The following is a 25,158-nucleotide window of genomic DNA, read 5'->3' on the forward strand; positions in this document are numbered from 1 at the left end:
TCATCCCTTCACCGCGCCGGCCACCAGGCCGCCCGACATCCGCCCCTGCACGATCAGGAAGAAGATGACGACCGGGATCGAGATGAGCGTCGACGCGGCCATCACGGCGCCCCAGTTCGTCGCGGCGGTGGCCGACTGGAACGACAGCAGCCAGGGCGGAAGTGTGAGGTTGTACCCCTTCATCAGCAGCAGCGCCATCGTGAACTCGTTCCACGACTGGATGAACGCGAAGATGCCCGTCGCGACCAGGCCCGGTGCCAGCAGCGGGAACGTCACCCGCCAGAACGCCTGCGTCCGCGTGCACCCGTCGATCATCGCCGCCTCTTCGAGGTCGGCGGGGACGCCCGCGACGAAGCCGCGCAGCGTCCAGATCGTGAACGGGATGACCGCCGCGACGTAGACGATGCCGAGTCCGAGGAGGGTGTTCATCAGACGCCAGTCGTCGATCATCCCGTAGATCGTGAACATCATCGCCTCGCCGGGAACCATCTGCACGATCAGCACCGCGACGATGAACGACCGCCGGCCCCGGAAGCGGATGCGGGCCACGGCGATCGACGCGAGGAACGCGAACAGCAGCGTCACGATCAGCACGCCCACGGTCACGAGTGTCGACGACACCAGACCGTGGACGAAGTCCGTCTGTCCCGGTGCCGCCTCGCGCGTCCACGCGGTGGCGTAGTTTCCGAGCGTGAAGTCGAAGGGCAGGAAGCTCGGGGTGCGGCTGATGATGCTCTCGCCCCGCGTGAACGACATGTTCAGCATCCAGTAGACCGGGAACACCGAGCACACGAACACGATGAGCGCCGCGAGGTTGAGAGCCGCGCGCGAGAAGAGCCGTCGCCGCGGCGGTCGTCGCGACGAGAGCGAGCGCGGCCGCGGACGCGGCAGCCGTCCGCCGTCGCCGACGACCTCCTCGACGCCGACCGTGCCGAGCTGGACGGCGGGGGTGACCTGGGTGCTCACAGCTCCTCCTCCTTGAGGGTCGTGCGGATGTATCCCCACGACAGAGCCAGCAGCAGCGCTACGGTGAGCACGCCGATGGCGCTGGTGACGCCGAATTCGCCCGGCCCCTGCCGGAAGATGTAGGTGCCGAGCACGTTCGTCTCGGACACGAGGCCGCCCCGCTGCTGCAGGGCGTAGACCTGGGTGAAGATGCGCAGGTTCCAGATGACCTGCAGCACCACGACGACGGTGACGACGTTGCGCAGGTACGGGAAGACGACCAGGCGGAACCGCGCCCAGCCGACCGCGCCGTCGAGGGAGGCCGCTTCGAGCACCTCGCCGGGCACCTGGCCGAGCGCGGCGTACAGCGTGAAGGCCGCGAAGGGGACGCCCTGCCACACCACGATGACGGTGAGGACGAAGAAGAACGACCACGGGTTGGCGAGCCAGGAGTGGTTGGTCCAGTCGCCGGTTCCGGTGACGGTGTTGAGCGCCCAGTTGACGATCCCGTACTGCGAATCGAAGATCCACCCCCACACGGTGGTCGCCGCCAGCGGTGGCATGGCCCATGCGAGCAGCAGCCCGAGCGAGACGAGCATGCGCCAGCCGCGTCGCAGGCGCGTCATGAGCACGGCGATGAGCGCGCCGAGTCCGACGATCAGCACGGTCATCGCCACCATGAGCCCGAGGCTGCGCACGAGGACGGCCGGGAAGTCGGACTGCGTGAAGACCTCGAGGTAGTTGTCGATCCCGACCGGGTTCGGCAGCGTGCCCTGCACCTTGTTGCGGATCGAGTAGTCCGTGAACGACTGCACCAGCATCGACACGGCCGGGTAGAGCACCATCACGCCGAGGATGATCAGCGAGGGGGCGAGCAGCGTCAGAGCACTGCCGCCGTCACGGCGCCGTCGCGAGCGTTCGCGCGCGGTGAGCGCGGGGCGGTCGGCGCGACGGTGCTGCCGGGGCTCCCGCGTGAGGAGGTCTGTCATCGTCCTGTCCTCTCTGCGTGCGCGGTGGAGCGCGGGGCGGCGACCCCGCGCTCCACCCGACGACTACTTGTTGAGGATGGCCTCGATCTGACCGTCGAGTTCCGTCGCGATCGCGGTCACGTCGCCGCCCTGCGCGATCTTCACGAGGGCGTCCTTGATGACCCCCGACGACTCGACCTCGGACCACTGCGGGCTCGCGGGCACGGCCTTCGACGAGGCGACGGCCTTTGCCGCCTCGGTCGTGATCTCGTCGTCCGGCAGGTACTCGGCGAACGACGTGAGGGCGGGGATCAGACCGTTCTCGGCGAGGATCTTCTGGTAGCCCTCCGAGAGGATGATCTTGAGCGCGGCCTCGGCCTTCTCAGGCGCGTCCGACTTCGCTGCCACGGCGATGTTCGATCCGCCGGCGAACACCGGCGCGACCTCGCCGGCGGTCTTCCCGGGCAGCGCGAACGCCTTGAGGTCGGCGCCGACGGTGTCGGGGCACCCGGGCGCCTCGGCGGCGTCGGCGGGAGCCAGGATCGACCACTTGACCCAGGCGGGGGCGGAGAGGAACCCGATCTCACCCGCGCAGAAGGGCACCTGCGGATCGGTCTCGTCGGCGTCGGCCGGCGCGATCGTGGCGTTCTCGTAGACGTCCTGCAGCATCTCCAGGCCGGCGATGCCGCCGGGGCTCGAGAAGCCGCCCGTCCACGTGCCGCCGTCCTGTGTCGCGATCTCCCCGCCGTTCGCCCACACATACGGCAGGGCGTTGTACCAGTCCTTGCCGGGCGCGTAGATGCCGGATTTCGTCGGCGTGGTCGCGGCGATCCCGGCGGCGACGTACTCCTCGAGCGTCGTCGGCACCGCGCCGCTGTACGACGCGGGCGAGTAGAACACGATGCGCGATCCCGCGTAGTAGGGAGCGGCGTAGAGCGTGCCGTCCTCGGAACCGAGCTCGACGAAGCTCTGCAGCATCTCGTCGCCGCCCAGTTCGGACTCGATGCCCGACAGGTCGGTGAACAGGCCCTGCGCGATGAAGCCGGCGGACTGGGTGTTGCCGATCTCGACGACGTCGGGAGCGTCGTTGGACGACAGCGCCGCGACGTAGTTGTCGGCGGTGTCGGCCCAGGTCTTCTCCTCGATCGTCAGCGTCCAGCCCTCGTTCTCGGCTTCGAACGTCTCGACGAGGTAGTCGCGCGCATCCTGCGGGGTGTCGGTGCCGACCAGCCACACGGTGAGTTCTCCGCTGGCCGAGGACTGTCCCGCTTCTCCGCTCGCGCAGCCGGCGAGCACGATGGCGGAGACACCGAGGAGCGACAGTGCTCCGAGGCTCTTCTTCATGGTCATTCCTTCTTCTCTGGTGTCGACGAGTCGGATGGCTCGTCCCGGTGGGAGCGGTGGTGCTGTGGAGCTGTGGAGCTGTGGAGCTGTGGAGCTGTGGAGCTTCGTCAGGAGACGCCGAGGCGTCCCGACAGGACCATGACGGCCGCACCGCGCAGGACGATGTCCTGGCCCTGCTCCGTCATCCGCACCTGCAGCTCGTCGTGGAACGTGGCGAGCGTGCGGGTGCGCACCGTCTCGGCGGCGGCGCTCGCGAGCGTGCCGTCGAGAAGTTCAGAAGGGCCGGAGAGGATGACCTCCGACAGGTCGAGGGCGCCGACGATGGGCGCGAGCGCGATTCCCAGTCGCTCGCCGGCGTCACGCAGCAGCCCGTCGCGATCGGCCGCCGCACCGCCGTCGATGCGAGACGACAGGGACGGGATCGAGAGCCAGGCCTCGAGGCATCCGATCTTGCCGCACGCGCACGCGGGACCGCCGTCGGTCCCGACCGTCACGTGTCCGATCTCACCGGCGGCCGACCGCGCACCGCGCAACGGCTCGCCCCCGGTGAGGAGCCCGGCGCCGACACCGCGGCCGACCTTGACGAGGATGATGTCGTCGCCGGCGCCGCCGAAGGTGTGCTCCGCGAGCACCGCCGCGTTGGCGTCGTTCGCGACGAGCACGGGAACGCCCAGCGCCTCGGTGAGGATGCCGCCGAGGTCGAGACGATCCCACCCGAGACCCGGGGCGGCCAGCACGACGCCCGCGTCGTCGACGACACCCGGCGTCCCCACGCCGACCCCGAGGACGGGGGCGTGCGCGTCCGCGATGAGGTGGCGGGCGAGTCCGATGACCGCGTCGAGGATGCCGCCGGGCTCGGCCGGCACCGGGATGTCGTGCCGGGCGACGATGTCGCCGTCGAGCGTGAGGACCGCTCCCGAGAAGCTCTCGCTGCCCGACAGATCGAGGCCCACGATCCGATGTCCGTCGCGCGCGAGGTCGACGAGGATCGCCGGCTTGCCCGGTCCGGATGCTTCGCGTACCCCCTGCTCGGCGACGAAGCCATCGGAGATGAGCTCGGACACGAGGTCCGAGATCGTCACGCGGGTCAGCGCCGTCTCGCGGGCGAGGTCGGCCCGGCTCATCGCGCCGCCGTGGAAGAGGCTCTGCAACACGAGCGCACGGTTGTGGGCGCGAGCGTGCTCGGGGAGGATCTTCGCCCCCGGGCGTCGCGTGCGGGTCGCGCGGCGACCGCCGTCCGTGTCGGTGCTCGTCATGTTTGTTAGTAGACCTTACGAACCCGACGGCGGCAAGAGTTCGCCGAGGTTTGCTAGCAGTGTTTACAAACTCGTTACACGACCACCCGCTTCTCGGGCCGTCTGTCAAGGGCGAACAAGGCGCTCCCCTCTCTCCTAGGGTGGGGAGCGTCGTCGCACCGAGGAGACCCCCATGAACCGTCGCCTGACCGCCCTGACCGTGACCGCGGTCGCCCTGTTCGCCCTGACCGGCTGCACGGCGGGCAACGCCGACGGCGGCGATGCGGCCCCCAGCAACCAGTCCGTCGAGGATGCGTGCACGCAGGTCGACGATGTGATGACCGAGGCGACCGCGGGCCTGCAGGAGATCGACCCCTCCGACCCCGCGACCGCGGCCGAGGCGCTGCGCACGATCGCCGACGGCATGGGCGACGCCGCGACCGAGGTGACCAACGAAGAGGTGTCGGGAATCCTGCCCGACCTGCAGACGGCGTTCTCGTCCGCCGCCGAATCCATGGAGGCCGTCGCCGCCGGCGACACCGAGCGCGCGACCGAGCTGAACACGGCCCTCACCGACGTCCAGGGCAGCATCGAGAGCTACACGGAGCTGTGCGGCGCGAACTGATCCGCACGGCGCGAGCCGATTCGCGCAGCAGATAACGCTCTGATTTCACTCAGGCCGCTCTCGGCCAGGGGTCGCGTACCATGAACCGCGAGTGCGCACGCGCGCAGACGGGGGTACAGCGGTGACGGATGTCGCTTCGAAGCATGATCACGCGAGCACGGCCGAGCAGGCCGCGTTGTCGGCCGACGCCGACCAGCGGGTCGAGTGGGCGCCTGCCGAGCCGACGCGGAAGAAGCGCCGACTCGGCCTGTGGATCGGCATCCCGGCGGGCCTCATCGCCCTCGGCGCGGCCGCGGCCTCACTGTTCCTGATCGCTCCCGGAACGACCATCGGCGGCGTCTCCGTCGGCTTCCTCACCCCCGGCGCCGCGGCGGCCGCCGTGCAGGACCGCCTCGATGAGACCACGGTGACCTTCGGCGACGGCGGCGCCAGCGTGTCGGGGGCCGACCTCGGCGCCCGGGTCGACGGCACCGCGCTGGCGGCATCCGCGTTCGAAGCGCGCCCCGCCTGGAACGTCACGCAGTGGTTCGGTGACCCCATCGCGGCCCCCGTCACGGTCGACGACGCCGGGGCTGCGGCGGCCCTTCGAGACGCGGCGCCCGACCTCTACGTCGAGCCGGTCGCCTCGTCGGTCGCCTTCGACGGCTCGAACTTCGTCGTCACCCCCGACGTGCCCGGCTCGGGCATCGACGTCGAGGCGACGCGCACCGCCCTGCAGGGCGCGTTCGACTCCGGCGCGACGGATGCCGTCATCGAGCCCGAGATCGCTCCCGTGACGTCGGTCACGACCACCGCGGCCGCCGAAGAGACGGCGGCGTCGCTCAACGGCATGCTCGACTCGGTCGGCTTCTACGTCGGCGACGAGCGCACCGTGCCCGTCGACCGCGCCGTCGCCGCGAGCTGGATGACGGTCACGACCGCCGAGGACGGATCGTTCGCGGTCGCCGCCGACCCGGCTCTGATCCAGCCCGTCGTCGACACGCTGCCTGACCTAGTCAACCGCGAGCCCGTCAACGGTGTCGTCTTCGCCAACGCCGCGGGCACGATCATCGACGACTCCGACGCGGGCGTCGAAGGGCGCGCGCTGCAGTCGACCGACGGCATCGCCGCCGGCTTCGCCGAGCAGCTCGCCAACGGGGATGCCGCCTACCGACTGCCCGTCGACGTCGTCCCCGTGACGACCGAGACGATCACTCGCCTCCTCGAGGTCAACCTGAGCGAGCAGCGCCTGTACCTCAAGGAGAACGGCGTCGTCGTCGACTCGTGGCTCGTCTCCACCGGCCGGCCCGGCGCCGACACGCAGACCGGTCGCTACACGATCGGCTGGAAGACCCCGCGTCAGGACATGCGCGGCACGGCCCCCGATTCGGGCGTCTCCTACGTGCAGCCCGACGTGAAGTGGGCGATGTACTTCAACGGCGACCAGGCCTTCCACGGCGTGTACTGGCACAGCAACTGGGGCACCCGGATGAGCGCGGGCTGCGTGGGCATGCCCGACTCGCGCGCGGCGCAGATCTACGAGTGGGCTGTCGCCGGCACCGACGTGTGGGTCCACTCCTGAGCTCACGCCTCGTCAGTCGGACGGCTGATCGACGCCCGGCGGATCGACCCGTGCGTTCCGTCAGCTCGACCGTTACCCTGTGACCATGGCTGAGCTCCGCGTAGAAGAACTGTCGGCGTCGACGATCGTCGCTGTGAACAACCTGTCGCTCAAGCCGGGGCAGGAGCGCTTCGTCGTGCCCGAGAGCTACGCGATCGCCGCGACCGTGGTCAACCCCGCGACGACCTGGCAGCGCGTGATCCTCGACGGCGACGAGGTCGTCGGATTCGTCAGCGCCGGGTTCGATTCCGAGGCGCCGGTGGAGCACTTCCGGTCGGTGCTGTGGCGCATCAACGTCGACGCCGACGACCAGGGCCGCGGCGTCGGCCGGTTCGCGGTCGAGAAGCTCGTCGAAGAGGCCCGGGCGCGCGGGTTCGACTGCCTCGACGTGATGTACGAAGCCGGTGAGGGCGGCCCCGAGGCCTTCTTCACGCGTGTCGGCTTCACCCCCGTGGGCGAGACGGAGTACGGCGAGGTCATCGCCGAGATCCGGTTCTGACGCCCCGTTCCGGCAACGACGACGCCCCGACCGCGCAAGCGGCCGGGGCGTCGTCGTGAGCGGGCGTCAGATCCCGTCGATGATGCCGTTCAGCGTCGTGGACGGACGCATGACGGATGCCACCAGGGCGGCATCCGGGCGGTAGTAGCCGCCGATCTCGGCCGGCGACCCCTGCACCGCGACGAGCTCGTCGACGATCGTGCTCTCATTGGCGGCGAGAGCCTCGGCGACGGGGGCGAAGGCAGCGGCGAGCTCGGCGTCGACCGTCTGGGCCGCCAGCTCCTGCGCCCAGTACAGGGCGAGGTAGAAGTGGCTGCCGCGGTTGTCGATGGTGCCGAGCGCGCGACCGGGCGACTTGTCCTGCTCGAGGAACGTCCCCGTCGCCGCGTCCAGTGTGTCGGCGAGCACCTTCGCGTGCGCGTTGCCGGTGTAGTCCGCGAGGTGCTCGAACGAGGCCGCGAGCGCGAAGAACTCGCCCAGCGAGTCCCAGCGCAAGTAGTTCTCGGAGACGAGCTGCTGCACGTGCTTGGGGGCCGATCCCCCGGCGCCGGTCTCGAACAGGCCGCCGCCCGCGAGGAGCGGGACGATCGAGAGCATCTTGGCGCTCGTGCCGACCTCGAGGATCGGGAAGAGGTCGGTCAGGTAGTCGCGCAGGACGTTGCCGGTGACCGAGATGGTGTCCTCGCCGCGACGGATGCGCTCGAGCGAGTAGCGCGTGGCGTCGGCCGGGGCGAGGATCTCGATCGTGAGCCCCTCGGTGTCGTGCTCGGCGAGGTACTCGCGCACCTTCGCGATGAGATTCGCGTCGTGCGCGCGGTTCTCGTCGAGCCAGAACACGGCGGGTGCGCCCGTGGCGCGCGCGCGGGTGACGGCGAGCTTGACCCAGTCGCGCACCGCGACGTCCTTCGTCTGCGTCGCGCGCCAGATGTCTCCGGGCTGCACGCGGTGCGAGAGCAGGACCTCGCCCGACGAGTCGACGACCTCGACGGTGCCGGCCGCGGCGATCTCGAACGTCTTGTCGTGCGAGCCGTACTCCTCGGCCGCCTGCGCCATGAGACCGACGTTCGGCACCGAGCCGATCGTGGCCGGGTCGAGCGGGCCGTGGGCGATGACGTCGTCGATCGTGGCCTGGTAGACCCCGGCGTACGACGAGTCCGGGATGACGGCGATCGTGTCGTCCTCGCCGCCGTCGGCGCCCCACAGCTTGCCGCCGTTGCGGATCAGCGCCGGCATCGACGCGTCGACGATGACGTCGGACGGAACGTGCAGGTTCGTGATGCCCTTGTCGGAGTTGACGTAGGACAGGCGGGGACCGGCGGCGATCGCGGCCTCGAAGGCGGCCCGGATCTCGTCGCCGCGCTCGAGCTGCGGCAGACCCGCGAGGATGGCGCCGAGACCGTCGTTGGGCGTCAGGCCTGCCGCCGCGAGGTCGTCACCGAACCGGGCGAAGACGTCGGCGAAGAAGGCGCGCACGACGTGGCCGAAGATGATCGGGTCGCTGACCTTCATCATCGTCGCCTTGAGGTGGACCGAGTAAAGCACGTTCTCTTCGGCGGCCTGCGCCACGGTGTCGGCCAGGAAGGCGTCGAGCGCCGCGGCCGAGAGGAACGTCGCGTCGACGACCTCACCGGGCAGCACCTTTAGGCCGGACTTCAGCTCGGTGGTCGCACCGTCTTCCGCCGTGAAGCGGATCGACAGCACGTCGTCGGAACCGATGACGGTCGAGACCTCGTTCGACTTGAAGTCGTCGTGTCCGAGCGTCGCGACGCGGGTCTTCGACCCGTCGGCGAACGGCTTGTTGCGGTGCGGGTGCTTGCGGGCGTAGTTCTTCACCGACAGGGGCGCGCGGCGGTCGCTGTTGCCCTCGCGCAGCACGGGGTTCACGGCGGAGCCCTTGATGCGGTCGTAGCGGGCGCGCACGTCCTTGTCCGCGTCGCTCTGCGGCTCGTCCGGGTAGTCCGGGATGTCGTAGCCCGCAGCCTGCAGCTCGGCGATGGCCGCCTTCAGCTGCGGGATCGACGCCGAGATGTTCGGCAGCTTGATGATGTTCGCCTCGGGCAGGGTCGCGAGACCGCCCAGCTCGGCGAGGGCGTCGCCCACCTGCTGCTCGGGGGTCAGGTTCTGCGGGAACGCCGCGAGGATGCGGCCCGCGAGCGAGATGTCGCGGGTCTCGATGGCCACGCCGGCTTTGCCCGCGTAGGCCTCGACGATGGGCAGGAAGGAGGCGGTGGCCAGTGCCGGCGCCTCGTCGGTGTACGTGTAGATGATGGTCGAGTCGGGCACGTGTCGTCTCTCCAAAAAAGCGCGTCGAGGGTCGATGCTCAGCGTATCGCACGGGGGCAGATCTCTCGATGTCGAGATATCTCTCGCGCCGCGACCCTTCGCGCTAGGGTGAGCCCGTGCCGCGCTTCGACCTGCCGCTCGCCGAACTCGAGGCCTACCGCCCAACGGTGAGCGAACCCCGTGACTTCGACGACTTCTGGGCCGCAACGCTCGCCGGCTCGCGGGAGGCGGGCGGCGAGGTGACCGTCTCGGCGGCATCCGATCTGTTCTCGGCCGTGCACGTCCACGACGTCACGTTCCCTGGCTTCGGCGGCGAGCCGGTGAAGGCCTGGCTCATCCTGCCGACCCACCGCGAGGGGCCGCTGCCCGCCGTCGTGGAGTTCATCGGCTACGGCGGTGGGCGCGGACTGCCGTCCGAACGCCTCTCGTGGGCGGCCGCCGGCTACGCCTCGTTCATCATGGACACGCGTGGCCAGGGCAGCGTGTGGGGCAGCGGCGGCGAGACCCCCGACCCGCACGGCTCCGGCCCCGCTGTGCCCGGCTTCCTCACCCGGGGGATCGACTCCCCCGAGACGTACTACTACCGGCGCGTGTTCACGGATGCCGTCCGCGCGATCGACGCCGTGCGCGGGCTGCCCGAGATCGACGAGCGCCGCGTCGCCGTGTGCGGCGGCAGTCAGGGCGGAGGCATCGCGCTCGCGGCGGCCGGCCTCAGCGACGGCCTCGTCGCCGTCATGCCGGACGTCCCCTTCCTGTGCCACTTCGAGCGCGCGGTCGGCCTCACCGGCAGCGACCCGTACCAGGAGGTCGTGCGGTACCTCTCGGTGCACCGCGGGGCCGAGGATCAGGTGTTCGAGACGCTCTCGTACTTCGACGGTGTCGCCTTCGCACGGCGCGCGACCGCCCCGGCGCTCTTCTCCGTGGGGCTGCTCGACCCGGTGTGTCCGCCCTCGACGGTCTACGCGGCCTTCAACGCCTACGCCGGATCGGACAAGGCCATCACGGTCTACCCCTTCAACGAGCACGAGGGCGGACTCGGGCACCAGTGGCAGGCGCAAGCCGCTTTCCTGGCGCGGCTGCTGCGCAGCGACGCCCGCGACGAGGTGAGCGCATGAGCGCCCCGGCGGTCCTCGCGATCGACGCAGGCCAGAGCGGCATCAAGGTGCGCCTGCCGCAGGGCGTTCGCGGTGATGACCTCGTCCTCGACGGCATCCGCACCGGCGAGCCGCTGCTGCCCCAGCTCGCCGCCGTGGTCGCGGCCACGCGCGAGCGCACCGGCGCCCGGGTCGACACCGTCGCGGCGGGCATCTCGGGCCTCACCGATGCGAACGCGGATGCCGCGGCGATGCTCGACCTCGTCCGCGACCTGGGCGTGCGCGACGTGCTGCTCGCGCACGACTCGACGACCTCGTTCCTCGGCGCGCTGGGTGATCGCGCCGGAGCGGTCGTGGCGGCCGGCACCGGCGTGGTGACCCTCGCGGTCGGCGCCGAGACGACGGCACGCGTCGACGGCTGGGGCTGGATCATGGGCGACGCCGGCAGCGGCTACTGGATCGGGCGCGAGGCGCTCGACGCCGTGATGCGTGCGTACGACGGTCGCGGGCCGAACACGATGCTGACGGCCGCGGCATCCGATCTGTGGCCCGATCTGTCGCAGGCGTACATGACCCTGCAGGCCGACCCCGATCGCGTGCGCATCGTGGCCAGCTTCGCCGCCGTCGTGGCGCGGGCTGCCGCCGCCGACGACGCGGTCGCCCGCGACATCACGGCACGCGCCGCCCACGAGCTCGCCGGAAGCGTGCGGGCGGCGATCGCGCAGGTGCGCACCGATGAGCCGACGTTCCCCGTCTGCTCCATCGGCGGTGTCTTCGGGTCACCGCTGCTGCACGCCGACTTCGTCGCCGACCTGCACGGCAGCGACGAGTCCGTGCGCCTCGTCGACCCGGTGGGTGTCGGCATCGACGGCGTCGCCGCCCTGGTCGCCGTGACGGACACCCACCCCCTGGCGGCGCTCGTCCACCGCGCCGGCCTCGCCCACTGACCCGAGCCGAGGAGCACCGCCACGTCTTCGCCGCTCGGCCGCCTTTGTTGATCTTCTCGACAAAAAGCTTGCGGTCGCCGAGTGGACGGACGTACACTCGCTGTCGAAACGCTTCGAGAATGGGCTCGGCGTTCTGATCCGCGATCGACGAAGAGGTGGACATGGCTCGCATCGACGAGGTGGCGGCAGCTGCTCGCGTGTCGATCTCGACCGTGTCGTACGCATTGAGCGGCAAGCGCTCGATCTCTGCCGAGACCCGTCGCCGGGTCGAGGAGGCGGCGCGTGAGCTCGGCTACGAGCCGCACGCCGGGGCGCGGGCGCTGGCCGGACGCCGCACCCAGATCTTCGCGCTCACCGAACCGCTGCGCGCCGACACGCACGCGCCGACGCACATGGCTTTCGTCCTGGCGGCGTCGGTGGCGGCGCGACGCCGCGACTACGACATCCTGCTCCTGACGGATGAGGAAGCCTCGACGGGCATGCGCCGCGTCGCCGCGAGCGACCTGGTCGACGCGATCCTCGTTCTCGACGTGGCGCCCGACGACGCGCGGGTCGAGATCGCGCGGTCGATCCGCATTCCGACGGTGTTCATCGGGATCCCCGACGACCACGCCGGCCTGGACTGCGTCGACCTCGATTTCGAGGCGGCCGCCGAACTCGCCGTCGACCGCCTCACGGACACGGGCCACCGCCACGTCGCGATGATCGGGCAGAGCGAGGTCGCCTACCGCGCATCGAACTTCCCGCCCCGCGTGCGGGCGGCGGCCGCCGCCCGCGCCGACGCACGCGGCATCCGTCACACGTTCACGGCAGCGGGCGCGACCGCGACCGAGCCGGCCGTCGTCCGCGCCGCGACCACGGCCGCCATCGACGAGGGCGCGACGGCGTTCATCCTGCACGCGGCCGAGGACACTCACGAGGTCGTCCTCGCGACCATCGCCGAACGCGGACTCCTGGTGGGGCGCGACGTCTCGGTCATCTCCGTGGCCTCGGTCTTCGACGCCACTCGACTGTCGACACCGCTCGACACGATCCCCCTGGTGCCGGCGGTCTCGTGCGACGCCGCCGTCGACCTCGCCCTCGCGCGCCTGCACGATGCCAGTTGCGCGCCCGTCCTCCATCTGATCCCGCCCGAGTACCGCTCGGTCGGCTCCGTCGCCGCCCCTCCGGCCTGACGTCCGCACGGCGGCTGTTCCTTCACGCCCATCGTCGAAGCGCTTCGACGATGGCGCGGATCCGTTCACCCTTCCGCACCACCCACCGAAAGTACCGACCGTCCTGGTCATCGAGAAAGGAGTGCCAACGATGGCACGCACGACACGACGCGCCGCAACCCTCTCCGCGGTCGCCGCCCTCTCCGCCGCCGGCCTCGCGCTGGCCGGCTGCAGCAGCGGCGGCGGCGACGCCGGAGGTGACGGCGACACCCTGCGCCTGTGGCACTACGAGAGCGCCGACAGCGCGATGGGCAAAGCCTGGGACGAGGCGATCCGGATCTTCGAAGAGGAGACCGGCGCGACCGTCGAGTTCGAGGAGAAGTCCTTCGAGCAGATCCAGAAGACCGCGAGCCAGGTGCTCGACACCGACGCGGCGCCCGACCTCATGGAGTTCAACAAGGGCAACGCGACCGCGGGGTTCCTGGCCAGCACCGGCCTGATCTCCGACATCTCCGACGCGGTCGACGAGTACGGCTGGGCAGACAAGCTCGCGCCCTCGCTGCAGACGACGGCGAAGTACAGCGAGGACGGCGTGATGGGCGGCGACGCCTGGTACGGCATCCCGAACTACGGCGAGTTCGTGGGCGTGTACTACAACCTCGACATGTTCGCGGAGGCCGGGCTCGAGGTCCCCACCACGTACGACGAGTTCGTGAGCGTCCTCGACGCGTTCGTCGCGCGCGGTGTGACCCCGCTGGCCGAAGCGGGCGCCGAATACCCGCTCGGACAGCTCTGGTACCAGCTGGCGCTCTCCCAGGCCGACCGGTCGTTCGTCGACGACTACCAGCTCTACGAGAACCCCGTCGACTGGTCGGGACCCGAGGTGACCTACGCGACCGAGACCCTCGCCGAGTACGTCGACAAGGGCTACATCGCGAAGGACGTCTCGTCCGTCGTCGCCGAGGACGCGGGCGTGTCGTTCATCAACGGCACCTCGCCCATCTTCGTGTCGGGCTCGTGGTGGTACGGCCGCTTCGTCACCGAGGCGACCGGATTCGACTGGTCGCTCGAGTCGTTCCCCGAGTCGCAGCTCTCGCTCGGTTCGTCGGGCAACCTGTGGGTCGTCCCGGCCAACGCCGCGAACGCCGACCTCGCGTACGAGTTCATCGACATCACGATGCGTCCCGAGATCCAGGCGATCATCGGCAACAACGGCGGCGTCCCGGTGGCGGCCGACGCGGCCGACATCACCGACGAGAAGAGCGCTGCGCTCATCGAGACCTTCAACGGCATCCTCGATGACGACGGCCTCTCGTTCTACCCGGACTGGCCCGCGCCCGGCTTCTACGACGTCCTCGTCCAGGAGCTGCAGGGGCTGGTGACCGGCGCCCAGGATGCCGCGACCACGGCCGCGAACCTCGGCGAGCAGTACGACGAAGGCACGGCGGACTACCGCTGATCCGATCGGGAGGGACGGATGCCGCATCCGTCCCTCCCCCGACCCCGGAGTCACTCATGACCGTCACCGAAACGCGCGCCCTGCGCACCTCGCTCCCGCCCGAGGAGCCGTCCATCCCGCAGCGCGGCACCGGCCGCGCCGGCTACTGGCTGTATCTGCTGCCCGGTTTCGCGCTGCTCGTCGTCATCATCATCGTCCCGCTCGTCTGGAACCTGCTCCTCACCTTCACCGACTGGCGCGGTGTCGGCACACCCGAGTTCATCGGTCTCGAGAACTGGGCGGCGATCCTCGTCGACGAGGACTTCTGGACCTCGTTCGCCAACTCCGTGTGGATGGTGCTGGCCATGGTCGTGGTCCCGACCGTCGTCGGCCTCTTCGTCGCCGCGGCGCTGTTCGACGTCATCGGGCGCAAGTTCGGCGGCAAGGTCGCGAGTTTCCTGCGGGCCACCTATTACCTGCCGCAGATCCTCCCCGCCGCCGTCGCAGGCATCGTGATCGGCTGGATCGTCCGCCCCGGCGGTGACGGGGCCCTGAACCAGGTCCTCGGGATCGTCGGCATCGGCCCGATCGACTGGCTCGGGCAGATGCCCTCCGCCCTGATCGTCCTGATGGTCGTGCTCGTCTGGGTGCAGATCGGCTACCCGGTCGTGGTCTTCATGGCTGCACTGCAGCGCGTGGACCCCGAATTGTACGAGGCCGCCGAGCTCGACGGCGCGAACTGGGGGCAGCGCTTCGTCGCGATCACCATGAGCATCATCCGGCCCGAGATCTTCGTCGTCACCCTCACATGCACGATCGCGGCCCTGAAGGTCTTCGGCCCGGTCTACGTCATCACCCGCGGCGGCCCCGCCGGCTCGACGCTCGTGCCGGCGTACTACGCCTACCAGGAGTTCTTCACCAAGCGCGACGTCGGCTACGGCGCGACGATCGCGACGGTGCTCACGATCCTCGTCGTGATCGTGTCGATCATCTTCGTGCGCGTCCAGAACTCGCTCGAGCGCAAGGAAAGGGCGGGCCTGTGATGGCGACCTCCACTCTGCTTCCCCCGGTCACGGCACGTTCCACGCCGCGACGGACCCGCCCGCGCGGCGGGATGACGCGGCCCCGCGGACGCGACTGGATCGTCGTCGCTCTCGTCGCGCTCGGCGCCCTCGCGGTGCTCGCGCCGTTCTACCTCGTCGTCGTGAACTCCTTCAAGTCACCCACGGACTACGCCACCTCGGGTGCCCTCGCGCTCCCCCAGGCGCTCGACTTCACCGGTCTCGGCCGCTTCTGGGAGCGCGTGAACTTCCCCGAGAAGGTCTGGAACTCTCTTTTCATCTCGGGCGTCGTGGCCGTCCTCGCGGTGCTCATCTCGATGCTGAACGCCTTCGCGATCGGCATCGGCCGCGTGAAGTACCGCACCTCGATCGTGCTGCTCTTCCTGCTCGCCAACCTGCTGCCGCAAGAGGCGCTGCTGTACCCGCTGTACTACATGTTCAAAGAGGTCGGCCTCTACGACAACGTGTGGTCGGTCATCATCATCTTCGGCGTGGTGCAGGCGGCGTTCGGCACCTACCTGTTGAGCTCCGTGTACGGCACCTTCCCGAAAGAGGTGCTCGAAGCGGCATCCCTCGACGGCGCCAGCCGGTGGCAGATCCTGTGGCGCGTGGTCTTCCCGATCAGCCGCCCCACCCTGTCGGTGCTGCTGATCTTCTTCTTCATCTGGACCTGGAACGAGTTCCTCATTCCGCTGACCTTCCTGGCCAGCAACGCGAACCAGACGGTTCCCGTGGCGATCAGCGTGCTGCAGGGCGACCGGCTCATGGACGTGACGACCACGAGCGCGTCGGCGTTGCTCGGCATCATCCCGACGCTCATCTTCTTCCTCGTCTTCCAACGCACCCTCACCCGGGGCATCACCGCAGGAGCAGTCAAGTAATGAAGTTCACCGATGGTTTCTGGCAGCTGCGCCCGGGCGTCAGCCCGCTCTACGCGCAAGAGGCCTACGACATCGACCCCGGCTCTCATCCGACCGACGGCGACGCCGTCGTCGTCACGGCGACGACCGCGATCATCGGTCGGCGCGGTGACACCCTGAACCGGCCCGTGCTCACCGTCACGCTGTCCTCTCCCCTCGAGGGCGTGGTGCGGGTGCGGATCGAGCGTCACGTCGGCGGGCGTCGGCACGACGGCTTCGCGCTGCCGGGAGCTGTGGCCGGCGGCGCCGGTGCGGCATCCGTCACCCGCGATGAAGGCGTGCTGCGGAGCGGACCGCTCACCGCCCGTATCCGCCGCGGCGCACCGTGGAGCCTCGACTTCGACGTCGACGGCCGGCGCATCACCGGCAGCGGCTTCCGCGCCCCGGCGTGGTTCGGCATCGCGGACGATGCGCAGGTCGACCCGGGGATGCCGGGCGAGGCCGTCAGCGGCATGAACCTGCCCCGGGCGGCGAGCTACGTCCGCGAACAGCTCGACCTGGGCGTCGGGGAGCTCGTGTACGGACTCGGCGAGCGATTCGGCCCGCTCGTGAAGAACGGGCAGAGCGTGGACATCTGGAACGCCGACGGCGGCACCTCGAGCGAGCAGGCCTACAAGAACATCCCGTTCTACCTCACGAGCGCCGGCTACGGCGTCCTCGTGAACGACCCCGGGCATGTGTCGTTCGAGGTCGGCTCGGAGGCGGTCGAGCGTGTGCAGTTCGCCGTCTCGGGTGAGGCGCTCGAGTATCTCGTGTTCGCGGGCCCCACCCCGAAGGACGTCCTGGCCCGCTACACCGCGCTGACCGGCCGCGCGGCGGTCGTACCCGCCTGGTCCTACGGCCTGTGGCTGTCGACGTCGTTCACGACCGACTACGACGAGGCGACGGTGACGTCGTTCATCGACGAGATGGCCCGGCGCGAGCTGCCCGTCTCGGTCTTCCACTTCGACTGCTTCTGGATGCGCGAGTTCAACTGGTGCGATTTCGTGTGGGACCCGCGGGTCTTCCCCGATCCCGACGGCATGCTCGAACGCCTGCACGCCAAAGACCTCCGGGTGAGCGTCTGGATCAATCCGTACATCGCCCAGCGCTCGCCCCTGTTCGCCGAAGCGGCCGAGGCCGGATACCTCGTGCGGCGCCCCGACGGCACGGTGTGGCAGTGGGACAAGTGGCAGGCCGGGATGGGACTGGTGGATTTCACGAATCCGGATGCCACGGCCTGGTACCAGGGCAAACTGCGTGCCCTCGTCGACCAGGGCGTCGACTGCTTCAAGACGGACTTCGGCGAGCGCATCCCCGTCGAGGTCGTCTGGGCCGACGGATCCGACCCCGAGCGGATGCACAACCTCTACACGCAGCTGTACAACCACGCGGTGCACGACGTGCTCGTCGATGCCCGCGGCGAGGGCGAGGCCGTGCTCTTCGCGCGATCCGCGACCGCGGGCGGGCAGCAGATGCCCGTCCACTGGGGCGGCGACAACACCTCGACGTTCCCGTCCATGGCCGAGACGCTGCGCGGCGGGCTGTCGCTCGCCTTCAGCGGCTTCGCGCACTGGAGCCACGACATCGGCGGCTTCGAGGGCACACCCGACCCGCTCGTCTACAAGCGCTGGACCGCCTTCGGCCTCCTGAGCACCCACAGCCGCTTCCACGGGTCGAGCTCGTACCGCGTCCCCTGGAACTTCGACGACGAGGCGGTCGAGGTCACGCGGCGATTCACCCAACTGAAGCTGCAGCTCATGCCCTACCTGTACCAGGCGGGACGCGAGGCGGCGGCCACGGGCATCCCCGTCTTCCGTCCGCTGCAGATCGAGTTCCCGGACGACCCGGCCACCAGCTACCTGGACCGCCAGTTCATGCTGGGCTCGGAGCTGCTCGTGGCGCCGGTCATGTCGGCGGACGGCGAGGTCGAGTTCTATCTGCCCGCGGGCACGTGGACGAACCTGCTCACGGGCGAGACGGTCGAGGGCGGCAGCTGGCGGCGCGAGACGCACGACGTCTTCTCGCTGCCGCTGTACGCCCGTCCCGGCGCGGTCATCCCGTGGGGTGCCCGCACCGACCGGCCGGACTACGACTATCTCGACGGCCTCACGCTGCGGGTGTTCGCGGGAGGCTCCGGCGCCCGCGAGGTGACGGTGACGACCCCCGAGGGCCGCGCCGAGACCTTCACAGTCGACCTCGCCGACGTCACCGGCTGAGCCACCGCCACCGAGAACGCACCGTCACGCCGAGAACGCACCGCCCGGTACGTTCCCGGGGCGGTGCGTTCTCGGCGTGAACTCAGACCAGCGACTCGCGCCAGGCGGCATGCAGCTGCGCGAACTTGCCGGTGCCGGCGATGAGGGCCGCGGGAGTGTCGTCTTCGATGATGCGGCCGTGCTCCATCACGAGCACGCGGTCGGCGATCGCCACCGTCGACAGGCGGTGCGCGATGATGATCGCCGTCCGGTCGGCCAGCAGCGTGCCCAGGGCCTCCTGGATCTGCCGTTCACTCGGGATGTCGAGCGACGCCGTCGCCTCGTCGAGGATCAGCACCGCGGGGTCGGCGAGGAAGGCGCGGGCGAACGAGATCAGCTGACGCTGCCCCGCCGACACCCGACCGCCGCGCTTGTTGACGTCGGTGGCGTAGCCGTCGGGCAGCCGCTCGATGAACTCGTGCGCGCCCACCGCGCGCGCCGCGGCCCGGATCTCGTCCATCGTCGCGTCGGGCTTGCCGAGGGCGATGTTGTCGGCGACCGTTCCGCTGAACAGGTACGCCTCCTGCGTGACCATGACGATCGCGCGGCGCAGGTCCTTCGGATGCAGCCGGCGCAGGTCGACGCCGTCGAGCGTGACGCGGCCCTTCGTGGGGTCGTAGAACCGCGCGACGAGCTTGGCGAGCGTCGACTTGCCAGCGCCGGTCGTGCCGACGAGCGCGATCGTCTGCCCCGCGGGCATGTCGAGCGCGAAGTCGGGCAGGATCGTCACAGCATCCGAGTATCCGAAGGTCACGTCCTCGAAGCGCAGGTGCCCGCGGGCCTCGCGCAGCTCGACCGGATCCGTCGGGTCGGGCACCGTCGGGTCCTCCTCGAGCACGCCCGACACCTTCTCGAGCGCGGCGGTGGCCGACTGGTACGAGTTGAGGAAGAAGGCGACCTCCTGCATCGGCGCGAAGAAGTTCCGCACGTAGAGGACCGCTGACAGCAGGAACCCGAGGCTCAGCGTGCCCTCGACCACCCGGAATCCGCCCCACGCCAGCACGAGGGCGAGTGACACGGATGCCACGGCCATGAGCGCCGGCTCGAACGTGCCGAAGAGGCGGATCGAGCGCATGTTCACGTCGCGGTAGTCGCTCGACAGAGCGCCGAACTCCTCGTCGTTCGCCGGCTCCTTGCGGAATGCCTTGACGGCGCGGATGCCGGTCATCGACTCGACGAACTTCACGATCACCTTCGCGCTGATCACGCGCGACTCGCGGTACACGACCTGCGAGCGCAGGTAGAACCAGCGCATGAGCAGGAACAGCGGGATGCCCATAACGGCGAGGATGACGCCCGACTGCCAGTCCAGCAACAGCAGCGCGACGAGCGTGAATCCGCCGTACAGCAGGCCCGAGACCAGCTCGTTCAGACCGCCGTCGAGGAGCTCCCGGATCGTGTCGAGGTCGCTCGTCTGACGCGAGATGATGCGCCCCGACGTGTACGACTCGTGGAACTCGAGGCTCAGCCGCTGCGTGTGGCGGAAGATGCGCTTGCGCAGATCGATCATGACCGCCTGCGTCAGGCGCGCCGCGACGACGGCGTACCAGCCGATAAGCGCCGCCCCGCCGATGCCCGTGGCCAGGAAGACGGCGACCACCAGGATCGTCGGCATCCAATCCGCCTCGGTCTGCACCGCCGGCAGCGCGTTGGCGATTCCCCAGCCGACGAGCGCGGGACCTGCCACGCGCAGCGCGGTGGAGACGACGAGCACGACGGCGGCGAGCGCGAGCTGCATGCGCAGCGGCGAGACGAGCGACCCGAGCAGGCGCAGCGAACGGCGCCGGATCTCGCGGCTCTCCTCGCGGGTGTAGTCGGAGCGGTCCTCGCCGCTCGTCCCGGTGACGGTGCTCACAGGGTCACCTCCCTTTCGTCGCGTCGTTCGTGTTCGTCCTCGAGGCTCGAGATGACGTGTCGGTAGTGCTCGCTCGTGCGCAGCAGCTCGGAGTGCGTGCCCACCGCCGTGACGCGCCCCTCCTCGAGCAGCGCGACGCGGTCGGCGAGGGTAACCGTCGAGGGACGGTGCGCGACGATCAGCGCGGTCGTGTCGGCGAGCACCTCGCGCAGCGCGTCCTCGACGAGCGCCTCGGTGTCGACGTCGAGCGCCGACAGCGGGTCATCGAGGACGAGCACGGCGGGGCGCGCCGCGACGGCACGGGCGAGCGCCAGACGCTGCCGCTGGCCGCCCGACAGGCTGAGCCCCTCTTCGCCGATCACGGTGTCGACACCGTCGGGCAGGTCGTCGACGAAGGTCGCCTGCGCCACCGCGAGCGCCTCGCGGAGGACGCGTTCGGCCTCGGCGGATCCGCGCTCGAGGTCTTCGCGCCCGAGCAGGATGTTCTCGCGCACGGTCTGCGAGAAGAGCGTCGCATCCTCGAAGGCCATGCCGACGTGGCGCCGCAGCTCGGTGAGCCGGAGGTCGCGCACGTCCACGCCGTCGAGCAGCACACGGCCTCCCGTGACGTCGTACAGGCGCCCGGGCAGCGTCGTGAGCGTCGTCTTGCCCGAGCCCGTCAGGCCGACCAGCGCCATCGTCTCCCCCGGCCGCAGCGCGAGGTCGATGCCGTCGAGCAGGTCGCGCTCGCTCTCGGGGGCGTCCTGGTACCGGAAGCGGGCACCCTCGAAGACGAGCTCGCCGCGCGGGTGCGCGATGATCGTCGGGCTCTCGGGGTCGACGATCGTGTTCTGCTCGTCGAAGACCTCGAAGATGCGGTCGGTCGCGGTGCGCGCGTCGACGAGGAACGAGAAGAGGAAGCCGATCGACTCGACCGGCCAGCGCAGGATCGTCGCCATCGCGAAGAAGGCGATGAGCGAGTCGACCCCCAGCTCCCCCGCCTGCACGAGGTAGATGCCGGCGCCGAGGCACAGCGCGAAAGCGATGTCGGGCAGCAGCACGAGCCAGAACCAGATCCACCCGACGGCCCGGGCCTTCTTGACCTCGGTCTCGCGGAGCGTCTCGGCCTGCCGTGTGAACTTCTGCAGCGCGTGAGCGCCCCGACCGAATGCCTTGAGCACCCGGATGCCGTGCACCGACTCCTCGACCGCGGTGGCCAGGTCGCCGGCCTGATCCTGGCTCTGTCGCGAGAGCATGCCGTAGCGCTTCTCGAAGACGAAGCCCGCGATCCACAGCGGCGCCGACACGACGACGAAGATCGTGCCGAGCAGCCAGTGCCACCGGAAGAGGATGATCGAGCCCACGACGATCGTCACCATGTTGACGACCAGCAGCACGATGCCGAAGGCGAGCCAGCGGCGGATGAGGCTGATGTCCTGCATCATGCGGCTGAGCAGCTGACCCGACTGCCACCGGTCGTGGAAGGCGACGGGCAGGCGCTGCAGGCGCGCGTAGAAGTCGGTGCGCAGCTCGTACTCGACCTTCGTGGCGGGCGCGAGCACGAACCAGCGGCGAGCCCAGACCATGAGCGCTTCGAAGAGGCCGAGGGCGAGCACGGCACCCGCGCCGAGCACGATGAGCCACGGGTCGCCCGACGCGATCGGGCCCTCGGGCCCGACGATCACCTCGAGGACGAGCGGGATGCCGAGCGCCAGAAGGCTCGCGATGAGCGCGCTGACGAAGCCGAGGCTCAGGCGTGGCAGCACCGGCTTGGCGAAGGGCAGCAGCCGCGCGAGCGCGCGCGGAGTGGACAGACGGGAAGGCGTCGAGGAGGTCATGATCCTGAGGTGTGTCGAGCGGATGCCGAAGGGCGCGGGACGCGCGAGCGCGTCGAAGTGGGCCGGGGCCCGAGGGGAGGAACGTCGGAAGCGGCGGTGCGCTTCCCGGAACTACCGGACGTTTCCTGCGCGAGCGGGGCGTCCGTCGGCCGCGATGAGGGAAGCGACGGACTTCGTGATGACGATGGCCGGGGACATGGCTTCCTCCTGGGGTCGAGCGGACAGGGCACCCGCGACACGCACGGGAGCCCTCCAGGCTATACCTGAGTGTTCGCTGAATACAAGGGCCGACCGCGCGGGGGTCAGCCTCGCACCCGCGCCTCACGGGCCAGCAGGCTCCGCTTGACTTCGACGCCCCACGCGAAGCCGCCGAGCGCACCGCCGGTACGGAGCACCCGGTGGCAGGGCACGAACAGCGCCGCAGCATTGCGCGCGCAGACGGATGCCGCCGCACGCACGGCACCGGGCGACCCGAGCGCCGCGGCGAAGCCGGTGTAGGTCAGCGGCTCGCCCGGCGTGATGCGGCGGAGCGCCTCCCAGCCGGCGCTCTGCAGCACCGTGCCGGGCTGGCGCACCGGGACGGCGCCTATCGCCGCGAGATCCCCGGCGTAGTACGCGGCGACCGCCGCGGCGGCATCCGTGCGTCCGTCGACGACGCGCGCGGGGCGGGCGGCGGGGCGCAGGCGGTCGAGGATGGCGGCGGGGTCGGAAGTCCAGCCCGACGCGAGCACCACCCCGTGCGCCTCGAGGATCGTGAAGGAGCCGTCGGGAGTCGCCACGGTCTCGATGAGAGCCGTGTCGGTCGCGGTCGGAACGTCGACGGTGTCGGTCATGCTCGGGCCTTTCGGGGCGGAGAGAGGGTCGGCGCGGTCGCGCTCTCGCGCCAGGCCTGGGTGACGGGGGCGGCGTACCAGAGGTGCGCCATGAGGTAGCTGCGCCACGGGGCTGCGCGTTCGGCCCACGCGACGAGCTCTGCCGGCCCGGCCGGGATGCCGGCGGCCGCAGCGCCTGCTCGGGCCGCCACATCGCCGGGCAGCAGGATGTCGGGGTCGCCGAGCACCCGCATCCGCACGTAGTCGGCGGTCCAGGGGCCGATGCCGGGCAGGGCGAGCAAGGCGGCGCGCTGCTCGTGCGTGTCGTCGCCGGGCGACAGGCGCAGCGACCCGTCGGCGAGCGCGGTGGCCGCCCCGACGATAGCCCGGATGCGAGCGCCGGGACCGCGCAGGACGTCGGCACCGTGTTCGGCGATCGCCCGCATCGTCGGGAAGAGGACGGCCGGTCCTGCCGCGGTCTCGACGGGCTCGCCGAGTGCGGCGGTCAGCCGGCCCTGCACGGTGCGGGCCGAGGCGACGCTGATCTGCTGCCCGATCATGGCGCGGATGAGCATCTCGTCGGCGTCGATCGCGGCGGGAAGTCGCACACCCGGGATCCGTGCGACGAGCGGGGTGAGCTCGGGATGCCGGGCGAGCGCCTCGTCGATCGCGGTCGGGTCGGCGTCGAGGTCGAAGAGCCGGCGCACCCGCGCGATGAGGGCCGAGAGGTCGGGCAGCGACGCGAGCTCGGCGCGCAGACGCACGCGCCCCGCGTCATCCTGGCGCACCTCGAACCACGCCGGTCCACCCGAGAGCCGGATCACGCGCGCGAACGACCGCTCGTCGCCCGACTCGACCCCGGGGATCGCGTGCGCCCGCATCCAGCCGAACAGACCCGCGGCGTCGAACGGTTCACGAACCGGCAGCACGAGGTCGATGCGGCCGGCCGCACGCTCCCCCGCCTGCCGGCGTGCGCGCAGCTGGCCGGGAGGCACCGCGAAGACCTCGCCGATCGTCTCGTTGAACTGCCGTACGCTCGCGAACCCCGATGCGAAGGCGACGTCGGCGATCGGCAGGTCGGTCTCGACGAGCAGAGTGCGCGCGGTATGGGCGCGATGGGCTCGCGCGAGGGCGAGCGGCCCCGCACCGAGCTCCGCCGTCAGCAGCCGGGTGAGGTGGCGCGACGAGTAGCCGAGACGGGATGCCAGCCCGGGCACGCCCTCGCGATCGACGACGCCGTCGGCGATGAGACGCATCGCACGCGCGGCGAGGTCGCCGCGGAGGTTCCACTGCGGCGAACCGGGCGTCGCCTCGGGCAGGCAGCGCTTGCACGCGCGATAGCCGGCCTCATGCGCGGCCGCGCTCGTCGGGTAGAAGGTGACGTTCGCGGGCTTGGGGGTGCGGGCGGGGCAGCTCGGCCGGCAGTAGATCCCGGTCGAACGCACGGCGGTGACGAACTGCCCGTCGAAACGGGTGTCGCGGGCGTCGATGGCGCGGTAGCGCTCGTCGAAGCCCATCGCAGCAATCGTCATGCCTTCAGCCTGACACGCCCCACCGACCCCGGCTCGCGGAAATCGGACACGACCCTGATGACGCGATCAGCGGGCCGGAATCGGAGGATCGGTCACAAGCGGCTGCGGCTGAAGGGGCACGCCGGTCTCGTCGTAATAGACCGGGCCGTCGGGCGGGAAGAAGAACTGCGGCACCGACGACGGCCCCTCGGTGGCGGGGAGCCGCCGCCAGACGTCATCCGGATACAGCTCCTCGCCGAACATCGTCGTGAGGATGTCCGAGATCGACCCGGCCGCGCATGCCGTCTCGCTGGTAACGAGCACGCGGCCATCGACGGGGCGGATGACGACCACGGTACGGGCGGTGTCGCTCTGCCCCACGACGGTCACCTCCCGGGCGTCCCCGGAGCCTCGCTCGACGGCGTCCGCGTCCACGCCGAGCTCGGTGAATGCGTCGGATGCCGCAGACGCGACCTCCGCGGCATCCCGACCCGGCAGCTCGATCGCGCGCACCGCGGTGAAGGAGTACCCGGTGGCCGAGCTCACGCCCACCTGACACCCGCTCGGGCGCGCTCCGTACTGCCCCTGATCGACCCGCCAGTCCGTCGGCTTGATCGCCATGATCACCGTGTGCAGCTCGTCCGCCATCGTCGTGAACTGCTCGCGCGCCCGGATGTAGAGATCCGCGGCGCGCTGATCCTGGGCGCTTTCCGCCTCGCCGGCTGGCACGCGCGGCATGCCGGCGCACGCACCCGTCAGAGCCGCGGCGGCGACGATCGTCGCGACGACGGCGAGACGGTGACCTGGGCGCAC

Annotated in this window: 20 protein-coding genes; 10 read left to right on the forward strand and 10 right to left on the reverse strand. The window is 70.4% G+C overall.

What is annotated here, in order from left to right; translation table 11 throughout:
- The 4 genes from JOF37_RS05900 to JOF37_RS05915 all read right to left on the reverse strand — a co-directional run bounded on the left by JOF37_RS05900 (nt 1) and on the right by JOF37_RS05915 (nt 4,513).
- The gene (locus JOF37_RS05900; protein WP_210005998.1) at nt 1-966 is read right to left on the reverse strand and encodes a carbohydrate ABC transporter permease; all 966 of its coding nucleotides are present in this window, start codon (nt 964-966) and stop codon (nt 1-3) included.
- The gene (locus JOF37_RS05905) at nt 963-1,934 is read right to left on the reverse strand and encodes a carbohydrate ABC transporter permease (RefSeq protein ID WP_210005999.1); all 972 of its coding nucleotides are present in this window, start codon (nt 1,932-1,934) and stop codon (nt 963-965) included. The genes JOF37_RS05900 and JOF37_RS05905 overlap by 4 nt, the downstream gene beginning before the upstream one ends.
- A 63-nt stretch (nt 1,935-1,997) precedes the next feature.
- On the reverse strand, nt 1,998-3,263 hold the full coding sequence (locus tag JOF37_RS05910) for an extracellular solute-binding protein (RefSeq protein ID WP_245338107.1): 1,266 nt from the start codon (nt 3,261-3,263) through the stop codon (nt 1,998-2,000).
- Between the two features lie 101 nt (nt 3,264-3,364).
- The gene (locus JOF37_RS05915) at nt 3,365-4,513 is read right to left on the reverse strand and encodes an ROK family transcriptional regulator (protein WP_210006000.1); all 1,149 of its coding nucleotides are present in this window, start codon (nt 4,511-4,513) and stop codon (nt 3,365-3,367) included.
- A gap of 172 nt (nt 4,514-4,685) precedes the next feature.
- On the opposite strand from JOF37_RS05915, the gene JOF37_RS05920 reads away from it, so the two are divergent.
- From JOF37_RS05920 to JOF37_RS05930, 3 genes are all read left to right on the forward strand, one after another.
- Nucleotides 4,686-5,117: a hypothetical protein gene (locus JOF37_RS05920; RefSeq protein WP_210006001.1), complete on the forward strand. Its 432-nt coding sequence runs from the start codon at nt 4,686-4,688 to the stop codon at nt 5,115-5,117.
- A 121-nt stretch (nt 5,118-5,238) separates the two neighbouring features.
- On the forward strand, nt 5,239-6,678 hold the full coding sequence (locus tag JOF37_RS05925; protein WP_210006002.1) for a L,D-transpeptidase family protein: 1,440 nt from the start codon (nt 5,239-5,241) through the stop codon (nt 6,676-6,678).
- Nucleotides 6,679-6,763: 85 nt separating this feature from the next.
- Complete coding sequence (locus JOF37_RS05930) at nt 6,764-7,216, forward strand: GNAT family N-acetyltransferase (protein ID WP_210006003.1); 453 nt, start codon at nt 6,764-6,766, stop codon at nt 7,214-7,216.
- Nucleotides 7,217-7,282: 66 nt separating this feature from the next.
- Here the strand turns inward: JOF37_RS05930 and JOF37_RS05935 are convergent, their stop codons facing one another.
- A complete protein-coding gene (locus JOF37_RS05935) occupies nt 7,283-9,499 on the reverse strand; it encodes an NADP-dependent isocitrate dehydrogenase (RefSeq protein ID WP_210006004.1) in 2,217 nt (738 codons plus the stop codon).
- 116 nt (nt 9,500-9,615) lie between these two features.
- Between JOF37_RS05935 and JOF37_RS05940 the strand changes: the two genes are divergently transcribed.
- From JOF37_RS05940 to yicI, 7 genes are all read left to right on the forward strand, one after another.
- A complete protein-coding gene (locus JOF37_RS05940; protein WP_210006005.1) occupies nt 9,616-10,614 on the forward strand; it encodes an acetylxylan esterase in 999 nt (332 codons plus the stop codon).
- Complete coding sequence (locus JOF37_RS05945) at nt 10,611-11,540, forward strand: N-acetylglucosamine kinase (RefSeq protein ID WP_210006006.1); 930 nt, start codon at nt 10,611-10,613, stop codon at nt 11,538-11,540. The genes JOF37_RS05940 and JOF37_RS05945 overlap by 4 nt, the downstream gene beginning before the upstream one ends.
- Nucleotides 11,541-11,701: 161 nt before the next feature.
- On the forward strand, nt 11,702-12,715 hold the full coding sequence (locus JOF37_RS05950; RefSeq protein WP_210006007.1) for a LacI family DNA-binding transcriptional regulator: 1,014 nt from the start codon (nt 11,702-11,704) through the stop codon (nt 12,713-12,715).
- Between the two features lie 130 nt (nt 12,716-12,845).
- Complete coding sequence (locus tag JOF37_RS05955) at nt 12,846-14,153, forward strand: ABC transporter substrate-binding protein (RefSeq protein WP_210006008.1); 1,308 nt, start codon at nt 12,846-12,848, stop codon at nt 14,151-14,153.
- 56 nt (nt 14,154-14,209) lie between these two features.
- Nucleotides 14,210-15,175 carry a carbohydrate ABC transporter permease gene (locus JOF37_RS05960; protein ID WP_210006009.1) on the forward strand — a complete coding sequence of 322 codons (966 nt, stop codon included), beginning with the start codon at nt 14,210-14,212 and terminating at the stop codon, nt 15,173-15,175.
- Entirely contained in the window at nt 15,175-16,074 is a 900-nt protein-coding gene (locus JOF37_RS05965) for a carbohydrate ABC transporter permease (protein ID WP_210006010.1), read from the forward strand. The genes JOF37_RS05960 and JOF37_RS05965 overlap by 1 nt, the downstream gene beginning before the upstream one ends.
- Entirely contained in the window at nt 16,074-18,311 is a 2,238-nt protein-coding gene (gene yicI / locus JOF37_RS05970) for an alpha-xylosidase (protein ID WP_210006011.1), read from the forward strand. Before JOF37_RS05965 ends, yicI begins: the two co-directional genes overlap by 1 nt.
- A gap of 82 nt (nt 18,312-18,393) precedes the next feature.
- On the opposite strand, the gene JOF37_RS05975 is transcribed toward yicI, so the two are convergent.
- The 5 genes from JOF37_RS05975 to JOF37_RS05995 all read right to left on the reverse strand — a co-directional run bounded on the left by JOF37_RS05975 (nt 18,394) and on the right by JOF37_RS05995 (nt 25,158).
- Nucleotides 18,394-20,205: an ABC transporter ATP-binding protein gene (locus JOF37_RS05975; protein WP_210006012.1), complete on the reverse strand. Its 1,812-nt coding sequence runs from the start codon at nt 20,203-20,205 to the stop codon at nt 18,394-18,396.
- Nucleotides 20,202-22,022, reverse strand: a complete 1,821-nt coding sequence (locus JOF37_RS05980) for an ABC transporter ATP-binding protein (protein ID WP_210006013.1) — start codon at nt 22,020-22,022, stop codon at nt 20,202-20,204. The genes JOF37_RS05975 and JOF37_RS05980 overlap by 4 nt, the downstream gene beginning before the upstream one ends.
- 302 nt (nt 22,023-22,324) lie before the next feature.
- A complete protein-coding gene (locus JOF37_RS05985; RefSeq protein WP_210006014.1) occupies nt 22,325-22,855 on the reverse strand; it encodes a methylated-DNA--[protein]-cysteine S-methyltransferase in 531 nt (176 codons plus the stop codon).
- Nucleotides 22,852-24,366 (reverse strand): AlkA N-terminal domain-containing protein, encoded by a 1,515-nt coding sequence (locus JOF37_RS05990; protein WP_210006015.1) that lies wholly within the window; start codon nt 24,364-24,366, stop codon nt 22,852-22,854. Before JOF37_RS05990 ends, JOF37_RS05985 begins: the two co-directional genes overlap by 4 nt.
- A 66-nt stretch (nt 24,367-24,432) precedes the next feature.
- Entirely contained in the window at nt 24,433-25,158 is a 726-nt protein-coding gene (locus tag JOF37_RS05995; RefSeq protein WP_210006016.1) for a hypothetical protein, read from the reverse strand.

The sequence above is a fragment of the Microbacterium imperiale genome, assembly GCF_017876655.1.
GTDB lineage: Bacteria > Actinomycetota > Actinomycetes > Actinomycetales > Microbacteriaceae > Microbacterium > Microbacterium imperiale.